Source organism: Flavobacterium sp., assembly GCF_027484205.1.
In the GTDB taxonomy this organism is placed as follows: Bacteria; Bacteroidota; Bacteroidia; order Flavobacteriales; family Flavobacteriaceae; genus Flavobacterium.
The window spans coordinates 148,636-169,425 of record NZ_JAIXUB010000001.1 but is presented as its reverse complement, the minus strand read 5'-3'; the positions used below and the strand labels follow the sequence as shown (position 1 = coordinate 169,425).

The window sequence follows — 20,790 nt, the reverse complement described above, 5'->3', positions numbered from 1 at the left end:
ATAACAAATTTGTCACACTGAGCGCTGTAGAAGTGCTTATAAGTAAACATATATGAATAAATTAATTCTAATAATAAAAAGAGAATTCATTGCCAAAGTTCGCAACAAATCCTTCATTGTAATGACGTTTTTGAGTCCGTTGTTATTTGTTGGAATTGGTGTTTTTGTTGGATATTTAAGCCAAATGAAAGCCGATTTAAAAACCATTGCCATTCACGATGAAACAGGAAGATTTGTCAATGATTTCAAAAGCGATGACGAATACAAATACCTAAATCTGTCAAATGTAGATTTAAAAGTTTTAAAGGACAGCATCATCAGTGAAAGCTATGAAGGACTTCTAATTATTCCAAAATCTAATGACAATACTTCATTGCAAAAAAACATACAATATGTTTCAAATGACAGTCCAGGTGTTATGTTTGTTGAAGATTTAGAAGATGTTATTGCTAAAAAAATAACAGCAGAAAATTTTCAAAAAGAAGGATTAGACACTTTAAAAATCAATCAATCAAAAGCTGATGTTTCCATAAAACTAAACAAAGCATCAGGCGAGGAATCTTTGAAAGGATTAAACGAAATCAAAATCGGAATCGGTGGAGCATTCGGATATTTAATCATGATGTTCATCGTCATCTACGGAAATATGGTGATGCGAAGCGTCATAGAAGAAAAAACATCTCGTATTATTGAAGTCATCATTTCATCAGTAAAACCTTTCCAATTAATGATGGGAAAAATCATCGGAACTTCATTAGCAGGAATTCTTCAATTTCTAATTTGGGCATTACTTGGTATGACAGCTATGTTTATCATGTCGTCCATTTTTGGAGTTCAAATGGGAGCAACATCATCGGCACAAACTCAAGAAGCTATGCAAATGGCACAAAAAGGAATGGGTAGCGATATTCAAATGTACATCAAAGAGTTATGGAATTTACCAATAGCAACGATACTAATTTCGTTTATTATTTATTTCATTGGTGGCTATTTTCTTTACAGCTCATTTTATGCATCCATTGGCGCAGCTGTTGATAACGAAACCGATTCGCAACAATTTTTATTGCCAATAATAATGCCTTTAATTCTTGGAGTTTACATTGGCTTTTTCACAGTAATAAATGATCCGCACGGAACTGTGGCAACCGTTTTTTCAATGATTCCACTCACATCACCAATCGTAATGATGATGCGAATTCCATTTGGTGTGCCATGGTGGCAAATCGCCATTTCAATGACACTACTTTTCGGAACATTTCTAGGTGTAGTTTGGTTTGCAAGTAAAATTTACCGCGTCGGAATTTTAATGTACGGTAAAAAACCATCTTGGAAAGAACTTTATAAATGGCTAAAATACTAATGTCAGACTGAGCTTGGTTTATATTGAGCTTATCGAAATATTGAAGTCAGGAGCGAATCGTTCGGGCATTATCAGTAATCCGTGTTCCTGCTTTCATTTCAAAAATCCCGAAAAAAAATCGGGATGTTTTTCCCTTCAATCAGGGCTAATAGAATAACAATTTTGAATTTTTGCGAACTTTGCGAAAAACTTTGCGAACTTTGCGGTTAAATAAAAAACTATGTCAAAAATATTAATCATAGAAGACGAAGCATCCATCAGAAGAGTTTTAACTAAAATTCTTTCTGAAGAAAACGATACCTATCAAGTAGAAGAAGCAGAAGATGGTGTTCAAGGACTTGAAAAAATAAAAAACACCGATTATGATTTGGTTCTTTGCGACATCAAAATGCCAAAAATGGACGGCGAAGAATTATTGGAAGCCGTAAAAAAAATCAAACCTGAAATTCCAATCGTAATGATATCAGGTCACGGCGATATGGAAACAGCAATAAACACCATGCGTCTTGGTGCATTCGATTATATTTCAAAACCACCAGATTTGAATCGTCTTTTGAATACGGTTCGAAATGCTTTAGACAAAAAACAATTGGTTGTTGAAAACAAAATTCTAAAGAAAAAAGTCAGTAAAAACTACGAAATGATTGGGAATTCTGAACCCATCAATCACATCAAACAAATGATTGAAAAAGTAGCTCCAACTGACGCCAGAGTTTTAATTACAGGACCAAACGGAACTGGAAAAGAACTTGTTGCGCATCAATTACACGAAAATAGTGAACGAGCAGCTTTCCCTTTAATTGAAGTGAACTGCGCTGCCATTCCATCAGAATTAATTGAAAGCGAATTATTTGGTCACGTAAAAGGTGCTTTTACATCAGCTGTGAAAGACAGAGCAGGGAAATTTGAAGCTGCCGATGGAGGAACCATTTTTCTTGATGAAATTGGCGATATGAGTTTGGCAGCACAAGCTAAGGTTTTACGTGCTTTACAAGAAAGTTTGGTGCAAAGAGTTGGTGCAGATAAGGATATAAAAGTTAATGTTCGCGTGGTTGCAGCAACCAATAAAGATTTGAAAAAAGAAATCGAAGAAGGACGTTTCCGAGAAGATTTGTATCACAGATTGGCGGTAATTTTAATTAAAGTTCCAGCATTGAATGATAGACGTGATGACATACCTTTGCTAATTGAACATTTTGCTTCAAAAATTGCTGAAGAACAAGGAAATGCACAGAAATCATTTTCTAAAGAAGCAACAAAATTATTACAAGAATACGATTGGACAGGTAACATTCGCGAATTAAGAAACGTAGTAGAACGCCTTATTATATTAGGAGGAAACGAAATTTCTGAGACAGACGTGAAGTTATTCGCAAGTAAATAAATTGTTGTCAGTTATCTGTTATCAGTCACTAAAAAGAACTGACAACCGACAACTGACAACCGACAACTAAAAGAAATGCAATTAAAAAAAATAAACCCAAACCTACAGCAAGCATTAATTGAAAACGAGTTAATTGAAGCAAATGAAATGCAACAAGAAACATTTTCTACCATTAAAAGTGGGAAAGATGCTGTAATTCAATCGCCAAGCGGAACAGGAAAAACAACAACAATAGTTTTGAATGTAATTCAGCGTATGGAAAAAACCATGGGCGAAAGTACTCGAGCGTTAATAATTGTAGAGAATAAGGAGAAAGTACTTGAAATGGAAGAGCTTTTTCTGAAATACGGAAATTATACCGATTTAAGTATTTTTGGGGTACATGACAAAGGTGATACCGATTATGATAAAAACATAATTTCAATGGGTTTAGATATACTTATTGGAACACCAAACAAAATTAACGCCTTATTTTCATCAGCTGGATTCAATATGAACACCGTAAAAATGTTTATTGTTGATGATGCCGATGTAATTTTTAGAAACCGATTGGATGCAGTAATTCTGAGGCTTTCGGCAAGTGTAGAAAAAACACAACGCATTTTCTTTTGTTCAGAAATTACTGAAAGAGTAGAAGCATTAGCAGACAAAATCATGATTGAGCCAACATTTTTCGAAATGGAAGATGACGAGTAGTTTTTAGTAATCGGTGTTCAGTCGCAGTAATCAGTTTGTCACACTGAGCGCATTCGAAGTGCACTTAGATTATACAACGATGCAATTATACATTTTACAACAATACAATTTACAACACAAAATGGGTTTAATAAAAATATTTTCAGGAGAAGAAGTTCTAGCTATTTCATTACAAGAAAAAATAGAATCAGTTGGTATAAATACAGTTTTAAGACATAACAATCAGGCGAATGTTTTACCGAGTATTCAAACATCAAAAGCAGCAGAATTATTCATTCAAGAAGTTGATTATGGAAAGGCAAGTCCTTTAATTGAAGAGTTTCGATTGAGTTTATAATTTTGTATATTTGTTTTTAAAATTGCTAAAAATGGATATAGCTGCAAAAAAAAGTGAATTAGTTGATTGGTTACTAAATTTAAATGATGAAAGTAAGCTAAAAAAAATCATTGCTTTAAAATCAGTTTTAGATAATGAAGTAGTAGCTCATACTATTAGCGGTTATCCTGTTGATAAAGAAGAGTATATTAATATGGTTAAAGAAGCCGACGAACGAATTTCATCTGGCAAATTTACAACAATTGAAGATTTAGAAAAGGAAATTGAGAATTGGTAGCATGAAAAAACCAATACAAATTCTTTGGGATAATCATGCGAAAGCCGATTTAAAATTGATTTTTGAATTTATTAAATTAAAATCACCACAAGGAGCAAAAAATGTTATTAGAGATATAATTATCCAAAGCAAAAGTATCCATTTTACAGAGCAATATCAAGTTGATGAATTTCTTGGTGAACCATATAGAAGAATGGTTGTAAGAAATTATAAAATCATTTATAAAATTCAATCCGAATCAGAAATCAGAATTCTCCAAATTTTTGACACCCGTCAAAATCCAACAAGATTTAAAAAATAATAATGGAATTATTCATTCAAGAAGCGGATTATGGAAAGGCAAGTCCTTTAATTGATGAGTTTCGATTGAGTTTATAACTTAAATATGAGAGCAATACGTCTACTTAACGATGACCTTGGAAATTCCTATTTTGAAACAGGAACTTTACCTGAATACCACAAAATTGAGGTTGTATATTTCAATATTCAAACCAAGATTGAACCTTGGCAACAAGAGCAACACACTGCGCCAAGAGAACAATTTGTAGTAACTTTAAAAGGAAAATTAGAATTCACAACTTCCGAAGGAAATACGTTTATCATCGAACCAGGAATTATTCTAATTGCTAAAGATATTGATGGCGAAGGTCATTCATGGAAAATTCTTGACGGTGAAATTTGGGAACGCATTTATATTGTTCCTATTCATAATGATTTGGATTATTTTATTGCTGATTAAAAATTATTTTTGATGAAAACAATCCGATTTATATTTTTATCATTAGCTTCACTTTTTGGAATACTTTACTTGTTATATGTAAGTTATGTATATTTCAATCAAGCTGAGATGGTTTTCGTTGCTAATAAACTTCCAAAAAATTACAAGTTTGAGTTCAATCAAAGCTTTGAAGAATTCAATATTTCTTCTTACGATGGCAAAAAACAAAACGGATTATTATTTAAAACATCAAATTCAAAAGGAATAATTTTCTACCTTCACGGAAATGCAGGTTCACTTGATTCTTGGGGAAATAATGCTAAAATATTTACTGATTTAGGTTACGATATTTTCTTTTTAGATTATCGTGGATTTGGCAAAAGTGAAGGTCAAATTGAAGATCAAGAGCAGGTTTTTAAGGATATTTCAATTGTTTATGATGAAATTGCTCCTATTTACAAGAATAAGCAAAAAATTATAATAGGTTATTCAATCGGAACAGGATTAGCAACTTATTTAGCGTCAATTAAAAATCCAGATAAATTAATTCTTCAAGCTCCATTTTATAATTTCTTAGAATTTTCTACTTTAAGAGCACCTTATTTTCCTGATTTTTTAAAGAAGTTTCAATTTGAAACTAATAAATACATTGTAAAAGTCAAAGCTCCGATTTATCTTTTTCATGGAAATCAAGACCAACTCATTTCTTTTGATAATTCTGTGAGACTAAAGAAAATCATCAAACCAACTGATAGTTTATTTACATTAGAAAATCAAGGTCATATTGATATCAACGATAATGAAGACTTTAAGGAAAAGTTGAAAGTGATTTTGTAAAGTTAGCTATTCAAACTCTGTACCAACATCTTCAAAAAAGGCAGCGCTTTTGAATAATCTAAATCTTCATATTCTAAACCTAAAACTCTTAAATTTGAGTAATAATTTTGATGGTGATTATAATAGTTTTTTTCACTTTGAATGAACCATGCTTTATCTCCAATTTTTTCTGCTAAAAACCATTTTTCAAATAATCTCGCCGTTCTACCATTTCCATCATTAAATGGGTGAATTTTGACGAAAACCAAATGTATTAAACTGGCATAAAAAAATGTTTCTTCAAAACTTAAAGAAGTATTTAAAAGTTGATTTATATCCTCAAAAAACAATTTCATTTCAGTAGAAACTACTTCTGGTAATGCCGCAACATATTCAATTTTTCCATCATCGGTTGTTACAAACATGTTCTGATTTCTATATTTTCCTTGAAAATTTTTAGAGATCAAATGTTTACTCAATAATTTATGAACTTCTGAAAGATTATTTTCGTTTAACGAATTTTCTTTTGCAAAAGAATAGGCATTGTATAAATCGTCAATTTTTTTGGTGTAATCAGGTTGAAATTCAATTCCAAATCTTTTGTGCTTGATGTAAGAATCCAATTCAATAGCTTCGCCTTCAATTTTACTTGAAAAAACACTTGCAACTGAGGTATAAAAACTAAAATTATCTGTTGAAATTTCGGCATCAATTAAAGCATCAAATCCAGCAATGGCTTCATTTGGGAATGCATCAATATAGTTAGATAAAAGAATGTTTTTCAATAAATTCATAGTTACAAATATATGATATATTTTAACTAATAATCCAATTGAGTTATTTTACCTAAACAAATTCAGTTTATAAGATAAAGTTGAAATTAAGATTCCAAAAACGCCAATAAAGGCAAAAGAATATCTTAAACTTGTTAGCTCGGCAATATATCCAATAATTGGTGGTCCAATTAAAAATCCCATAAAACTAATACTCGAAACTATTGTTAAAGCAATACTTGTTGGAACCTTTTTACTATTTCCAGCTGCATTAAATACTATCGGAATTACATTGGAAACTCCAAATCCTACTAGCATAAAAGCTAATGTACAAGGAATTAAATAGGGAAATAAAACGGCACAATATAGTCCAGTTGAAATTACAAATCCACTTATTAGAATCACTTTTCTTGAACCAAATTTCCTTACTAAAATATCACTTAAAAAACGTCCTATTGCCATGGTTATCATGAAAGAAGTGTAACCTAAAACTACTAATGCGCCTGGAACTTTTACAATTTCTTTAAAATAAACGCCACTCCAATCAAACATTATTCCTTCGCTTGCCATACAACAAAAACTTATTAAGCCATACCAAATCAGAGATTTGTCTTTAATTTTGAAGAAAGAAGTTTTTTCTTTTTCAACTATTTTTTGTGGTTTTACTTTTACCAAATAGTTGTAATTTGTAGCAATTAAAATAGCTATAATAATTAATACAATAAGAAAATGTTGAAAAGGCGATAGTTTTAAAAATAACATCAATAATGCTAACAATGCGCCAGAAAATCCAGCCAAACTCCATGAACCATGAAATGAGCCAGTAATAGGTTTGTCAAATAATTGTTGTGTGAAAACTCCTTGACTGTTCACCGCAATATTGCAAAAATTTCCAAAAAATCCGAAGAGAAATAATCCTAAAGCCAACTGCCAACTTTCGTTTGGTAAACCTAATAAAGTCAAGAAAAAGGCATATACAAAAAGCCCTAAAATAGCTATTTTCCGGCTTCCATATTGTGCTACAACTCTTCCTGATAATGGCATTGCTAACAATTGACCTGCTGGAAGTGCAAATAAAATGGTGCCTAAATCTGATTCGCTCAAACCAAGACTTAATTTTAAATCGGGAATTCTACTTGCCCATGTTGCAAAACAAAAACCCATTCCGAAGAAAAATAATGATGTTGCTATTCTAATGCGAATAAGATAAGACTGTTTCGCTTTTTTAAACGATTTTTTTATTTTCGCTTTAGGCAGAATTTTACTCAAAAAACTATAGTCAATTAACGGCATAAGGTTTTATTAGATTTTCAAAATTACTTTAAATTTATTTTTTGCCTTTGAATTTTTGAAACTAAATCATCCGAATTATTTAAACTTTAAAAAATTAGCATTTCAATTATTAAATCATTGAAAAACAACCCTTTTTTTTCTGATATTGAAATTGATAAATTCTTTAATTAATCTATCTTTGCACCTTTAAAAAAATAAGTTGATAGAAGTTTCAAACTTCCATCTTCAAACTTCCAACATATTAAAAAATGATTACAGTTAATGATATTGCCGTTGAATTTGGTGGCACAACTCTTTTTAGTGAAGTAACATTTGCTATTAATGAAACTGATAAAATTGCCCTTATGGGTAAAAATGGAGCAGGAAAATCTACTTTATTGAAAATTGTTGCTGGTGCAAATAAACCTACGCGTGGTGTTATTTCAGCTCCAAGTGATGCTGTTATTGCTTACTTGCCTCAGCATTTACTTACAGAGGATAATTGTACCGTAATGGAAGAAACATCTAAGGCTTTTGCAGGTGTTTTAAACATGAAAAAAGAAATCGACGAAATCAACGAACAATTGACCATTCGTACTGATTATGAAAGTGATGAGTACATGAAATTGATTGAAAAGGTTTCGGAATTATCTGAAAAATATTATTCAATTGAAGAAGTGAATTATGAAGCCGAAGTTGAAAAAATATTAAAAGGATTAGGATTTGAAAGAGAAGATTTCAATCGTCCAACCAAAGAATTTTCTGGTGGATGGAGAATGCGAATTGAATTGGCAAAAATACTTTTAACCAAACCTGATTTGATTTTACTGGATGAGCCAACGAATCACTTAGACATGGATAGTATTGAATGGCTGGAAGAGTTTTTGATTACGCAAGCTAAAGCGGTTATGGTAATTTCGCACGATAGAGCTTTTGTTGATAATATTACAAATCGTACGATTGAAGTAACCATGGGTAGAATTTACGACTACAAAGCTAAATATTCTCATTATTTAGAATTGCGAAAAGATAGAAGAGTTCATCAACAAAAAGCATACGATGAACAACAAAAGTTTATAGCAGATAATCAAGCATTTATTGAACGTTTTCGCGGAACGTTTTCTAAAACAGATGCCGTTCAATCGCGTGTTAGAATGTTAGAAAAAATTGTTCCTATTGAAGTTGATGAAATTGATAATTCGGCATTAAAGTTGAAGTTTCCACCTTCTGTTCGTTCAGGTCAATATCCTGTAATTGTTAAGGATTTAGAAAAATCTTATGGTGATCATTTGATTTTTAAAGATGCTAATTTAGTTATCGAACGTGGTCAAAAGGTTGCTTTTGTGGGTAAAAATGGTGAAGGTAAATCAACCATGATTAAAGCCATTATGAAAGAAATTGAAATCAATGGTGGTTCCGTTGAGATTGGTCATAATTCACAAATTGGATATTTTGCTCAAAATCAAGCAGCAATGTTAGATGAAAACGCAACCATATTTGAAACTATCGACAGAATTGCTGTTGGAGATGTTCGTACTCAAATTAAAAATATTCTTGGTGCATTCATGTTTCAAGGAGATGATATTCAAAAGAAAGTGAAAGTGCTTTCTGGTGGAGAAAAAACGCGTTTGGCAATGATTAAATTACTGTTAGAACCAGTGAATCTTCTTATTTTGGATGAGCCGTCAAACCATTTGGATATGAAAACTAAAGATATTATTAAAGATGCTTTACGTGATTTTGATGGAACATTAATTTTAGTTTCACACGATAGAGATTTCCTTGATGGATTAGCAGAAAAAGTTTTTGAATTTGGTAACAAACGAGTAAAAGAACATTTTGAAGATATTAAAGGTTTCTTAGCTCACAAGAAAATGGATTCTTTGAAAGAAATTGAGAAGTAGATTTTAGTAGTAAGACTATAAACAAAACCCGATACATTTTAGAAACGTATCGGGTTTTTCAATTAACCAAATTTAACCTAACTATAACCTAACATTTTCTACTAATCTTATGAATTCAGCTCTGTAACCTTCTGAATCATTTGTTAAACCTTGATTGGCAAGAGCTAAAATTGCCTCATTAGATTTATCTACTATCAATTTAGAATCTCTTAATTTCAATCCGAACCAAGCTACAGAAGCACAAAATTTAAAATCTTCGGATGTGCTTTGTAAATCACTCGCTTTATTGGCAATAATTGAACTCATTTCAACACTTTTATCGCCATCAGGTTTTTTATAACGGAATTTAATTGTTGCTAATTCTTCGCTATAATTTTTAGATGAAGGTTCAGCCATAACACTATATTTTAAATCGGTTGGTTCGTTATACAAATCACTTTTCACACCACGTGGAATGATTTCATATAATGCAGTAACCGTGTGACCACTTCCTAATTCTCCGGCATCAATAGCATCATTTGTAAAATCTTCATCACGTAATTTTCGATTTTCATAACCTATTAATCTATACGCTTGAACATGTTTTGGATTGAATTCTATTTGAATTTTTACATCTTTTGCAATGGCAAACATCGAACCTTTAAACTCTTTTCCTAAAAAACGATTAGCTTCTTGAATGTTGTCGATGTAAGCATAATTACCGTTTCCTTTGTCAGCTAAAGTTTCTAGTTTACTATCTTTATAATTTCCCATTCCATAACCTAAACAAGTCAAGAAAACTCCCGATTTTCTTTTTTCTTCGATTAGTGTTTGCATATCAGAATCAGAAGATGAACCCACATTAAAATCGCCATCAGTTGCAAGTATAACTCTGTTGTTTCCACCTTTTATAAAATTTTCTTGAGCTACTTTGTATGCCAACTCAATTCCAGCGCCACCAGCAGTGCTTCCTCCAGATTGAAGTTTGTCCAAAGCATCAATAATTGTTTTTTTGTCTTTTCCAGATGTTGGAGGTAAAACCAAACCTGCTGCACCAGCATAGACTACCATTGAAATTTTGTCCTCGTTTCGTAATTGTTTCACTAATATTTTTAATGATTCTTTTAGTAAGGGAAGTTTGTTCATATCACTCATTGAACCCGAAACATCAATTAGAAAAACCATATTCGAAGCAGGTAAATTATCGGTTTCAATTATTTTCCCTTGTAAACCAATGCGAACTAATTTGTTATTAGAATTCCAAGGACAGTCACTATATTCTGTATTGATTGAAAACGGATTTTCACTTAAAGGTTGTGGGTAATTGTACTTAAAAAAGTTTACCATTTCTTCCACTCTAATTGCATCTTTTGGAACAACTTGACCATTATTTATAAAACGTCGAACATTTGTGTAAGAGGCATTATCTACATCAATAGAAAAAGTTGAAAGAGGTGCTTTTTTTGGACTTTCAAATGGATTTTCGATGAAACTTCCATAATCTTCATCGTTTAGTTCAGTTGAAATTATTCCTGATTGATTATTTATTTTTTCTAAAGTGTTATCGGGACTTGATTTATAACCTCTTAAAATTATAGCCGTACTTGGATTTGTAGAATTGTTTTTTGTGACAATATTGATACCTGAAACTTTTCCATTTAGAGCTTTAGCAGCTTTATAAGGTGTAGATTGTACAAGCTCTTTTGATTCTACTTTTTGAGTTGAGTAAGCTAATTTTTTTGTCGTTTTTTTTCTAGAAAATGAAGTTACTACAACTTCATCAATTTTTTGAACATTTTCAACTAATTTCACATTAATTATTTTTGACTTTCCAACGGTTATATTTTTTGTCTCATAACCTGTAAATTGGAAAATTAAAATATCACCAGTTTTCGCTTTAATGGAATATTTTCCATCAACGTTAGTTTGTACACCTTTATTGGTACTTTTTACAATTACATTTGCACCTGGAAGCGGTCCTAAATTATCTGAAACTACTCCAGTAATTGTGTTTTCTTGCCCAAAAGATAGGAAAGAAATAAGCATAGCAATGGCTAATGAAAATACTTTTAAATTTTTCATAATATTGATTTTTAATAAGTTAAACTTAATTTGTGTTTGGTTTTATTCTTCTTTAGAACGTTTTTTTAATTTTTTTAGTTGTTTTTTAGAGAGTTTTTTGGTTGTAATTAGGAGAACTCCATTTTTATATTCTTGACCATAAATTTTTGAAGAATCTTCACCTTTTATTATTTTAATTGATTCAATATTGTCAGGATTTATTTCAGAAATTATTTTCTTTGTTGAAATTATTCCGTTTACAATATAAACTGGTTCGTTTTTTGAAGTTTCATTTTCGACACTATTTTCTTTATTTTCTTCAACAGGTTTCTTTAATTCTTCTACAGAAATTGTTGTTGTAGAAGGCAAATTTTTCTTTTTTACTTTTGGATCGTAACCATAAGTTTCTTCTAATAAAACAACATTACTTTTAAGTATGATTTGATAATCAGATACTTTTTCTCCAATTTCTTGTTCGTAATTATCATAACCCAGAAAACTAAAAATAAGTTTATCGCCTTTTTTTGCTTTTATAGAAAACTTTCCATCAATATCTGAATTTACTGTTTTTTGTGTTCCTTTTATATTAATTGTCACAAAAGGAAGTCTCTCAATTTTATCAGAAACTGTTCCTGTAATGATTCTTTCTTGGCCAAATATTTGGTAAGAAATAAACATAAGTAGAGCTAATGAAAATGTTTTAATTTTTTTCATAATATTGTTTTTCAGTAAGTTAAATTAATTTATTTTCCTTTTTTCTTGGCAGGTTTACCGTCTTTAGTTGTAATAATGACTACTCCGTTTTTTCCTTTTTCACCATAAATTTTAACAGCTTTTTCCGGACTTAAAACTGTTGTTGCTTCAATTTTTTGTTTGTTTAATGGTGCATAAGGACTCGTTGGATTAGGTCCAAAAAGTTCTTCTTCAGTATATAAAACACTATTGATGTAATAAATAGGATTTGGTAATTCAATAATGGATTCTATATTTTCATCATCTAAATCTGAAACTGATTTATTTGTTGCCTTGCCATCAACAATAATAATTGGGTCTAATTTTTTTTCTGATTTTTCTTTTTTGGCTTCTGCTTCAACAACAATTTTTTTAGCATCTAGGTATTGAACCCCACGAGATTCAAAATTTCTATTGCCATACCAAGTACCATCAGAATTTGATGAAGCGGCATTATTCATATCTGCTTTTGGTGCAATTGGTACTAAACTTGTAGCTTCTTCAGGCATTTCAGAACTTGCTACAACATTAGGTTTTGCGACTTGTTCATTCAAAATTTCCTCTGCATTTTCTTTTATTACTGGATTTACTGTTTCTGAAGAAACTATGGCATTTTGATTTTCTAATGAATCTTGAATTATTGTTTTTTTTGCTTCTTTTGTTACTATTTCATTATTAGGTGAAACAATTTCTTTTTCGGTTTTTAAAAATTGATAACCAATTGTTATCACTAATAAAATTGAGGCAGCAACTAACAATTTTTTCCAATTGTTATTATGTTTTTTTTCAACTTTGGTATCCAATTTAGCATCAATTCGTGACCAAACTTTTTCCATCGAGGGAAAATCTTTAGTTTCAGCATTATCAGCAGCCGATTTGATTTTGTTGAATAAATTATCTTGATTGTCCATGATATATCCTGAATATTTTCAGTACTATTTTACTTGTTGATAATAATGATTGTTGACTAATTCTTTCAATTTTGTTTTAGCTACATTCAATTGCGATTTTGATGTACCTTCTGATATTTTTAGCATGCTCGCTATTTCTTTATGACCGTAACCTTCAATCACAAAGAGGTTAAAAATAGTTTTGCATCCTTCTGGAATGAAATTAAGTAGATTCAATAAATCTTCTTCTTCTAAATGGGTTTCAGGCAAAGTTTCTGGTTGCAATTGAATACTTGCATCTTCTATATAGATGTTAAAATTTACATTTCTTTTCAATTGTTGCAAACATTGATTCACTGTAATTTTTCTTGCCCAAGCTTCAAAAGCACCCAATTCTTTCAACTGATCCATTTTAGTGAAAATAGTGTAGAATGCATCGGCCAATACTTCTTCAATTTCTTCTTCCTTTTTTAAATACCTTTTACAAGTGCGATACAACTTAGGCGACATCAGTTCGTAAACTTGTCGCTGTGCATCGCGTTGCATTTTTCGGCAGTTAATTAATATCGTTTCGTTTATCACAATTAAAGGTCTTTATTGTAAAGAGTACATTTTTTATAAAAAGGTTGGGAAGAGGTGAAAAAAAGTTTTTAGTTTTAAGTTTTCAGAACGAAAAATTAATTTCTAATCTCATTTGTCATCCTGTCCCGAAGCTTCGGGAGTCGAAGGACTATTCACTAATCACTAACTTATAAATATTAGATTCCAAAACTTCAGTATCATTATCTTCACAAAGTAAAAATTCAATTTCTTTTTCTGATTTTTTGAAAAGGGTTATTCCTTCAAATTTGTTGGTATTGGTTATTTTCTTTGTAAAATCAATTTTCATTTTCATTACATCAATTCTTCCAATTATACTTCCAAGAACTTCACCATCATTATAAGTTGAATCAGTGTTTTCAGCAGTTGCAAGAAAATAGATTTTGTCATCAACTAAAATTGCATCAGTAAAACTGGTTCTAATTCCTTTTATTTTAGGTAATTTATATTCGTTTGCTACAATTCTGAATTCGTTTGCTAAGTTTTTTCCGTCGATAGTGAAGACTACATTTTTGTTGGTTTTTCCATTTCCTCTGTTGAAAAGAAACCAAGTTTCACCATTAAAAATAGCGCCTTCTAAATTAAATTCTTCTTCAGTTATTTCACCAAATGATTGCATGGCTAAATACAAATCGGATAAATCTTGCGTTTGAATTACACTTTTAGATTTTGCATCAACTTGAACCATAGAATTACGTTTTTCGGTTGAACCCGAACCAAAAAGATATAAACTATCTTGGTACTTTGTGATGGCTTCAAAATCAGGTTTTAGTTTTTTAGGAATGTTTTCTTCGGGATTTTTAGTTAATGCATGACGTTCAAGTTTGTTGTTATTCATATTATATTCATACAAATAAGAACTATTATCGCCAATTGCCAAAATAGTATTATCGTGATAAATCAATCCAGAAGCAGAACCAAGACCAATGATTTTAAATAGTAGTGTAAGTTGAAATTTTTCCATAAGTTAGCAAATAGTTTTAGCCCAGATAGTAGCGACATCCTTTTTTGGTGGCTGAGGATTTCTCGAAGTCACCAAAAAAGATAAAGCGAATAGCTGGAAATAGCTCCTCAAAAATACTATTTTTACAAATATAAATACGTGATAAATGAAATCGCCATTAATAATAAATTTGCAAAAGCAAAAACCTATAATTTAAAAGGGCGATACCATATGTTACCGCTAAAAAATAAAATTAAAACATATGAAATCAATTAACATAGAAGATTTTAAAGTTGTTGGAAACATAAATTTGTCAAAAATTCCAACAAAATTAGCCATCGATACTGATAAAAATCAAGAAGAAGAAGAGTTGGACAAAGTTCAAATGAAGTTGAGTAAAAAACAAGATGCCATGTATGCTCATAATCGTCATGCATTTTTGATATGTCTTCAAGGAATGGATACCAGCGGAAAAGACAGTTTGATTCGTGAGGTTTTTAAAGAGTTTAATCCGCGTGGCGTTGTGGTTCATAGTTTTAAAACACCTAATTCTACCGAGTTGGAACACGATTATTTATGGCGTCATTATTTGGCTTTGCCTGAGAAAGGAAAGTTTGCCGTTTTCAATAGAACACATTATGAAAATGTATTGGTAACAAGAGTTCATCCAGAATATATTTTGTTTGAAAACCTTCCCGGAATTGAAAAAGTAGAAGATATTACTCCTCAATTTTGGGAAAATCGTTTTGAGCAAATCAATAATTTTGAGAAACACATTTCGCAAAACGGAACTAAAATTTTGAAGTTTTATTTTCATATGAGCAAAGAGGAACAACGATTACGATTATTAAAACGTTTAGAAACACCAGAAGATAATTGGAAATTTTCTGCAGGTGATTTAAAAGAGCGCGAACGTTGGGACGATTACATGACGTATTATGAAGAAGCAATTAATAAAACTTCAACTGAAAATGCGCCTTGGTATGTTGTTCCTGCTGATGATAAAGGTATTGCAAGATATATTGTTGCCAAAACCATTTGGGAAGAAATGCAAAAATTAACAGATATCACCGAACCAAAATTGGATCCAAAAGTTGCAGCAAATATTGAATTTTACAAAAACCAGTTGCAATAACAATTTTAAAATTTAATATCAAAAGTCAACTTCAAATATCAATTTCAAAAATCAATTTCAATTTTTTTATTTGTTGATTTTTGAGGTTGAAATTGATATTTGAAGTTGAATTACCTACTTTTGCGCACTCAAAAAACGCACCGTGAATTTATCTCAATACACTAAAGAGTTTCGTTACAACCTTCAATTGGCTTATCCAGTAATTTTGGGTATGCTTGGTCATACATTAATTGGAATTGTTGATAATATTATGGTTGGAAAATTAGGTTCAACAGAATTGGCTGCCGTTTCTCTTGGAAATAGTTTGATTTTTGTCGCGATGTCTATCGGTATAGGATTTTCCACAGCTTTAACTCCGATAATTGGTGAAGCTGATGCAGAAAACGATAATAATAAAATTCGTTCGGCTTTTCATCATGGAATGCTTTTGTGTACTATTCTAGGATTTGCGTTATTCGGATTAGTGGTTTTAGCTAAACCTATTATGGAATTATTACACCAGCCAAAAGAAGTTATTCAATTGGCTAAACCGTATCTTGATTGGGTTGCATTTTCTTTAGTTCCGTTAATTATTTATCAAGGATACAAGCAGTTTGCCGATGGTTTATCGATGACAAAATATTCGATGTATGCCATTGTTGGAGCTAATATCATTCACGTTATTATAAACTATGTATTAATCTACGGAATTTGGATTTTTCCAAAAATGGGAATTATTGGCGCTGCACTTGGAACAGTAATTTCAAGAATTGCAATGGTAGTTTTTATGCATTTTATTTTGGCAAAACAAGAACGCTTGAAACAGTATTTTAAAGGATTTAGTTTTGATGAAATTAAGAAAGCAACTATAGTCAAAATTGTAAATTTAGGAATGCCTTCTGCAATGCAGATGTTGTTTGAAGTAGTATTGTTTACAGCTGCAATTTGGCTTTGTGGAAACATTGGAAAAACGAGTCAAGCGGCTAATCAAATTGCATTAAGTTTAGCTTCCATGACGTTTATGTTTGCTATGGGATTGAGTGTAGTTTCAATGATTAGAATTAGCAATCAAAAAGGATTACAAGATTATAAAAAATTAGTTGTAGTTGCTCGTTCTATCTTTTTATTAGCAATTATTATTGAAGTAGTTTTTGCTGTTTTATTTGTGATTTTTCATCAAATTTTACCGCCATTATTTATGGATATGGAAGACCAAGTTCAACTAGTTGATAATGCTGAAGTTGTAACTATTGCTGCTAAATTATTACTAGTTGCTGCTATTTTTCAAATTTCCGATGGAATTCAAGTTGTGGTTCTTGGTGCTTTAAGAGGATTGCAAGATGTGAAAATTCCTATGTATATTACCTTTGTTGCTTATTGGATAATTGGTTTTCCAATATCCTATTATTTAGGAGAATACACTGATTTAAAAGCTGTTGGTGTTTGGTTAGGTCTTTTAGCAGGATTAACTGCTGCAGCATTATTTTTGTATATTCGCTTTCATTATTTAACAAAATCATTAATTTTGAGAGATAGTTCAAAATCAACCCCAAATGATACAACTGAATAGAGGAGAAGAGTTCAAACAAATTCAAATTGAACATCCATTACAATTGAAATATGCCATTTCTAATCATGGTAGAATCATTAGTTATACGGATGATTTTTTAAGCGGAAATGAATTGAAAGGAACTGTTGTCGAAGGTTTTAGAGTTTTTAGATACCAAATACGAGAAAATGGTAAAAGAAAAACTAAAGGTTTTTTGTTGTATAAACTAGTTGCTCAGTATTTTATTCCGAATGATAATCCTGAACGAACAATGGTTTTGCATTTAGATTATGTTAAAACCAATGATAGAGTGGAAAATTTGAAATGGGCAACAAGAGCTGAGCAAGTTGCTTTTCAATCAAAAAATCCAGCAGTTATTGCAGGAAAATTAAAGATTATTGAAATCAATAAAAAAGCCGATGGAAGAAAATTAACTTCTACTCAAGTAATAAGAATAAAAAAAATGTTGCAACGTCCAGAGAATAAAACTCGTTTGGTAATGATTGCAAAACAATTCAATATTTCAACCCAACAATTATACCGCATTAGAAAAGGTGAAAATTGGGGTCACATTAAAGTTTAAAAAATATAAATATTATGCAATTACCAAAGTTTGTTCTAGCTGACAACTCAGATTTTCCAGATGATATATTTGTTATACATCTTGATTTTCCTAGATTTATAATTAATTTGAAAGACGATGAAGTAGAGTTTTTAGAAGATTTAGAAGGAGAAGACGAAACCGAATTAGAAAGTGAAATGGAACATTTAATTACTCTGGCAGGAGAATTCTATGATAAAGAAATGGAAGCGTACGAAGAGTAATTATCTAAAATATTTTTTCAATAAATTCATGGCAACTGCAAAGGGTGAAATTTCATCATTTTGCACTGCTTTTTTGTTTTCTTCTAATAGTTTAATGATTTCAGGATGAGTGTAGAAATTTGATTTTAATTGCTCATTTATAGTTTCCATCATCCAAAATTGATTCTGATTTTGACGTTTTTCTTCAAAATAATGATTTGATTTTACCAATTCAAAATATTGTGAAATCGTTGTCCAAACTTCGTCAATTCCTTCTTTGGTATAAGAACTACAAGTCGCAGCAGTCGGAATCCAACCACTTTGTTTTGCAGGAAATAAATGTAATGCTCTATTGAATTCTGTTTTGGCTAATTTAGCTTTTGCAATATTATCACCATCAGCTTTATTGATTACTATAGCATCAGCCATTTCCATAATACCACGTTTTATACCTTGCAATTCATCGCCAGCACCAGAAATTTTTAATAATAAAAAGAAATCTACCATACTATGAACAGCGGTTTCACTTTGACCAACGCCAACAGTTTCAATAATAATAGTGTCAAAACCGCAAGCTTCACACAGAATTATGGTTTCACGTGTTTTTCTAGCAACACCACCAAGTGTTTCTCCTGAAGCACTCGGACGAATAAAAGCGTTTTCATCTTTTACTAATTCTTCCATTCGGGTTTTATCACCAAGAATACTTCCGTGAGAAATTGTACTACTCGGATCAACAGCTAAAACAGCAACTTTTTTTCCTAAGGATGTAATATGTTTTCCAAAAGCTTCTATAAAAGTACTTTTTCCAACACCAGGAACACCAGTAATTCCTATGCGTATTGATTTGTTTGCATAGGGTAAACATGCCTGAATTATTGTATTTGCTTTTTCTAAATGGTCAGGATTGGTGCTTTCAACAAGTGTAATGGCGCGACTTAAAGCAGTTTTATCGCCTTTCAAAATTTTTGTAATTAATTCTTCTGCCGAAGGTTGTTTTCTTCGGAATTGTTGAATTTGGCTAGCTACAACTTCACTTAATGTTTTAGGTTGTTCTACGCCGTGAATTTCTGAAAGTGCCGATTTTTTTATACTTTTACTCAATCGAATTGCTTTTTGTAAAAGTAATAAAATTTAAACAATAATAAAATGTCTTTATCGCCAGAAATACTATTTGCACTTGAAAATATTGTAGGTTCAACTAATATTTTCTCAGATATTGAAACTCGTAATCACTATGGTCATGATGAAACTGAAGATTATGTTTTTCCTCCAAGTGTAGTTGTTAAACCTGCTAATGCTAGAGAAATATCTGAAATTTTAAAAATTGCCAATGAATATAAAATTCCAACAACGCCAATAGGAGCAAGAACAGGATTAAGTGGTGGCGCATTGTCAATTTATCAAGGAATTGGGCTTTCTATGGAACGTTTAAATAAAATCATTGAAATTGATGAACAAAATTTGCAAGTTGTTGTTGAACCAGCTGTAATTACTCAAGTTTTGCGCGAAGCTGTAGCTGAAAAAGGATTGTTCTATCCAGTTGATCCAAGTAGTCAAGGAAGTTGTTGGATTGGTGGAAATGTAGCAGAAAATTCTGGTGGCGCACGTGCAGTAAAATATGGTGTTACTAAAGATTATGTTTTAAATCTTGAAGTGGTTTTGCCAAATGGAGAAATTATTTGGACAGGTGCCAATACTTTAAAAAATTCTACAGGTTACAATCTAACACAGTTGATGGTTGGAAGTGAAGGAACTCTTGGCGTAATTACTAAAATTGTTCTAAAACTTCTCCCTCAAAATTCTTATAATGTTTTAATGTTAGTGCCTTTTTTCAAAGCAAGTCAAGCTTGTGAAGCGGTTTCTGCCATTTTTAGAGCAGGAATTGTTCCAAGTGCTTTAGAGTTTATGGAACGTGACGCTATTGATTGGACTTTAAAATATAATGACAATATTAATGTAGAGGTTCATGATAATGTTGAAGCGCATTTACTAATTGAAGTGGATGGAAATTATCCTGAAATTCTTTTTTCTGAAGCTGAAAAAATCATGTCAGTTGTAGAACAGTTTGAAATTGACGAGGTTTTGTTTGCCGATACAGAAGATCAAAAAAATGCACTATGGAAAATGCGTCGTTCTGTTGCTGAAGCAGTAAAATCGAATTCGATTTATAAAGAAGAAGATACGGTTGTGCCAAGATATGTGTTGCCCGAATTATTGAATGGTATTAAAAAAATCGGAAATAAATACGGCTTCAAATCAGTTTGCTATGGTCATGCAGGCGATGGAAATTTGCATGTTAATATTATAAAAGGAGAGATGAGTGATGAGAATTGGCAAACAGAAGTTCCAAAAGGAATTCGCGAAATATTTGAACTGACAGTGGCTTTAAAAGGAACACTTTCAGGCGAACACGGAATAGGTTTTGTGCAAAAAAACTTTATGGATATTGCATTTTCAAAAGTTCATCTTGAGTTAATGGAACGTATTAAATATGTTTTTGATCCAAATAATATTTTAAATCCGGGAAAAATTTTTCCTGATGAGGTTTAATAGATTTCTTTGAATTCAATTTTAATAT

22 protein-coding genes are annotated in these 20,790 nt (G+C 31.2%); 14 read left to right on the top strand and 8 right to left on the bottom strand.

All coding sequences use genetic code 11. The annotated features are described in order from the left end of the window. The first annotated feature begins 52 nt into the window (after positions 1 to 52). From Q0049_RS00710 to Q0049_RS00675, 8 genes are all read left to right on the top strand, one after another. Positions 53 to 1,360, top strand: coding sequence for an ABC transporter permease (locus Q0049_RS00710; protein ID WP_298115308.1), 1,308 nt, complete (start codon positions 53 to 55; stop codon positions 1,358 to 1,360). 220 nt (positions 1,361 to 1,580) lie between these two features. Beyond that, complete coding sequence (locus Q0049_RS00705; protein ID WP_298115306.1) at positions 1,581 to 2,744, top strand: sigma-54 dependent transcriptional regulator; 1,164 nt, start codon at positions 1,581 to 1,583, stop codon at positions 2,742 to 2,744. Between the two features lie 75 nt (positions 2,745 to 2,819). Further along, positions 2,820 to 3,440: a DEAD/DEAH box helicase gene (locus Q0049_RS00700; RefSeq protein WP_298115304.1), complete on the top strand. Its 621-nt coding sequence runs from the start codon at positions 2,820 to 2,822 to the stop codon at positions 3,438 to 3,440. A 79-nt stretch (positions 3,441 to 3,519) separates the two neighbouring features. Further along, on the top strand, positions 3,520 to 3,777 hold the full coding sequence (locus tag Q0049_RS00695; RefSeq protein WP_367178927.1) for a DUF2007 domain-containing protein: 258 nt from the start codon (positions 3,520 to 3,522) through the stop codon (positions 3,775 to 3,777). A gap of 31 nt (positions 3,778 to 3,808) precedes the next feature. Then, the gene (locus Q0049_RS00690; protein WP_298115301.1) at positions 3,809 to 4,054 is read left to right on the top strand and encodes a hypothetical protein; all 246 of its coding nucleotides are present in this window, start codon (positions 3,809 to 3,811) and stop codon (positions 4,052 to 4,054) included. 1 nt (position 4,055) lies between these two features. Beyond that, the gene (locus Q0049_RS00685) at positions 4,056 to 4,355 is read left to right on the top strand and encodes a type II toxin-antitoxin system RelE/ParE family toxin (protein ID WP_298115297.1); all 300 of its coding nucleotides are present in this window, start codon (positions 4,056 to 4,058) and stop codon (positions 4,353 to 4,355) included. Positions 4,356 to 4,439: 84 nt separating this feature from the next. Then, a complete protein-coding gene (locus tag Q0049_RS00680; protein WP_298115293.1) occupies positions 4,440 to 4,793 on the top strand; it encodes a hypothetical protein in 354 nt (117 codons plus the stop codon). A 12-nt stretch (positions 4,794 to 4,805) separates the two neighbouring features. Then, complete coding sequence (locus tag Q0049_RS00675) at positions 4,806 to 5,609, top strand: alpha/beta fold hydrolase (RefSeq protein ID WP_298115291.1); 804 nt, start codon at positions 4,806 to 4,808, stop codon at positions 5,607 to 5,609. Between the two features lie 2 nt (positions 5,610 to 5,611). On the opposite strand, the gene Q0049_RS00670 is transcribed toward Q0049_RS00675, so the two are convergent. Together Q0049_RS00670 and Q0049_RS00665 are read right to left on the bottom strand one after the other, a co-directional pair. Next, positions 5,612 to 6,382, bottom strand: a complete 771-nt coding sequence (locus Q0049_RS00670) for a Fic family protein (protein WP_298115288.1) — start codon at positions 6,380 to 6,382, stop codon at positions 5,612 to 5,614. A 48-nt stretch (positions 6,383 to 6,430) separates the two neighbouring features. Next, complete coding sequence (locus Q0049_RS00665) at positions 6,431 to 7,654, bottom strand: MFS transporter (protein ID WP_298115286.1); 1,224 nt, start codon at positions 7,652 to 7,654, stop codon at positions 6,431 to 6,433. Positions 7,655 to 7,902: 248 nt separating this feature from the next. Between Q0049_RS00665 and Q0049_RS00660 the strand changes: the two genes are divergently transcribed. After that, on the top strand, positions 7,903 to 9,537 hold the full coding sequence (locus Q0049_RS00660; protein WP_298115283.1) for an ABC-F family ATP-binding cassette domain-containing protein: 1,635 nt from the start codon (positions 7,903 to 7,905) through the stop codon (positions 9,535 to 9,537). An 81-nt stretch (positions 9,538 to 9,618) separates the two neighbouring features. Here the strand turns inward: Q0049_RS00660 and Q0049_RS00655 are convergent, their stop codons facing one another. The 5 genes from Q0049_RS00655 to Q0049_RS00635 all read right to left on the bottom strand — a co-directional run bounded on the left by Q0049_RS00655 (position 9,619) and on the right by Q0049_RS00635 (position 14,763). Then, the gene (locus Q0049_RS00655; protein ID WP_298115281.1) at positions 9,619 to 11,598 is read right to left on the bottom strand and encodes a von Willebrand factor type A domain-containing protein; all 1,980 of its coding nucleotides are present in this window, start codon (positions 11,596 to 11,598) and stop codon (positions 9,619 to 9,621) included. Positions 11,599 to 11,640: 42 nt separating this feature from the next. After that, positions 11,641 to 12,291 (bottom strand): carboxypeptidase-like regulatory domain-containing protein, encoded by a 651-nt coding sequence (locus Q0049_RS00650; RefSeq protein ID WP_298115278.1) that lies wholly within the window; start codon positions 12,289 to 12,291, stop codon positions 11,641 to 11,643. Between the two features lie 29 nt (positions 12,292 to 12,320). Further along, positions 12,321 to 13,220, bottom strand: coding sequence for a hypothetical protein (locus Q0049_RS00645; protein WP_298115276.1), 900 nt, complete (start codon positions 13,218 to 13,220; stop codon positions 12,321 to 12,323). A 24-nt stretch (positions 13,221 to 13,244) separates the two neighbouring features. Then, complete coding sequence (locus Q0049_RS00640; protein ID WP_298115274.1) at positions 13,245 to 13,745, bottom strand: sigma-70 family RNA polymerase sigma factor; 501 nt, start codon at positions 13,743 to 13,745, stop codon at positions 13,245 to 13,247. Positions 13,746 to 13,929: 184 nt separating this feature from the next. Next, on the bottom strand, positions 13,930 to 14,763 hold the full coding sequence (locus Q0049_RS00635) for a hypothetical protein (RefSeq protein ID WP_298115272.1): 834 nt from the start codon (positions 14,761 to 14,763) through the stop codon (positions 13,930 to 13,932). Between the two features lie 241 nt (positions 14,764 to 15,004). On the opposite strand from Q0049_RS00635, the gene Q0049_RS00630 reads away from it, so the two are divergent. The 4 genes from Q0049_RS00630 to Q0049_RS00615 all read left to right on the top strand — a co-directional run bounded on the left by Q0049_RS00630 (position 15,005) and on the right by Q0049_RS00615 (position 18,230). After that, the gene (locus Q0049_RS00630; RefSeq protein WP_298115269.1) at positions 15,005 to 15,877 is read left to right on the top strand and encodes a PPK2 family polyphosphate kinase; all 873 of its coding nucleotides are present in this window, start codon (positions 15,005 to 15,007) and stop codon (positions 15,875 to 15,877) included. Between the two features lie 142 nt (positions 15,878 to 16,019). Further along, positions 16,020 to 17,426 carry an MATE family efflux transporter gene (locus Q0049_RS00625; RefSeq protein WP_298115267.1) on the top strand — a complete coding sequence of 469 codons (1,407 nt, stop codon included), beginning with the start codon at positions 16,020 to 16,022 and terminating at the stop codon, positions 17,424 to 17,426. Then, positions 17,410 to 17,988 carry a hypothetical protein gene (locus Q0049_RS00620; RefSeq protein ID WP_298115264.1) on the top strand — a complete coding sequence of 193 codons (579 nt, stop codon included), beginning with the start codon at positions 17,410 to 17,412 and terminating at the stop codon, positions 17,986 to 17,988. The genes Q0049_RS00625 and Q0049_RS00620 overlap by 17 nt, the downstream gene beginning before the upstream one ends. A gap of 14 nt (positions 17,989 to 18,002) precedes the next feature. Continuing rightward, positions 18,003 to 18,230 (top strand): hypothetical protein, encoded by a 228-nt coding sequence (locus Q0049_RS00615; protein WP_298115261.1) that lies wholly within the window; start codon positions 18,003 to 18,005, stop codon positions 18,228 to 18,230. On the opposite strand, the gene meaB is transcribed toward Q0049_RS00615, so the two are convergent. Then, complete coding sequence (gene meaB, locus Q0049_RS00610; RefSeq protein ID WP_298115258.1) at positions 18,231 to 19,313, bottom strand: methylmalonyl Co-A mutase-associated GTPase MeaB; 1,083 nt, start codon at positions 19,311 to 19,313, stop codon at positions 18,231 to 18,233. A 45-nt stretch (positions 19,314 to 19,358) separates the two neighbouring features. On the opposite strand from meaB, the gene Q0049_RS00605 reads away from it, so the two are divergent. Further along, positions 19,359 to 20,762, top strand: coding sequence for an FAD-linked oxidase C-terminal domain-containing protein (locus Q0049_RS00605; RefSeq protein WP_298115255.1), 1,404 nt, complete (start codon positions 19,359 to 19,361; stop codon positions 20,760 to 20,762). Positions 20,763 to 20,790 lie beyond the last annotated feature (28 nt).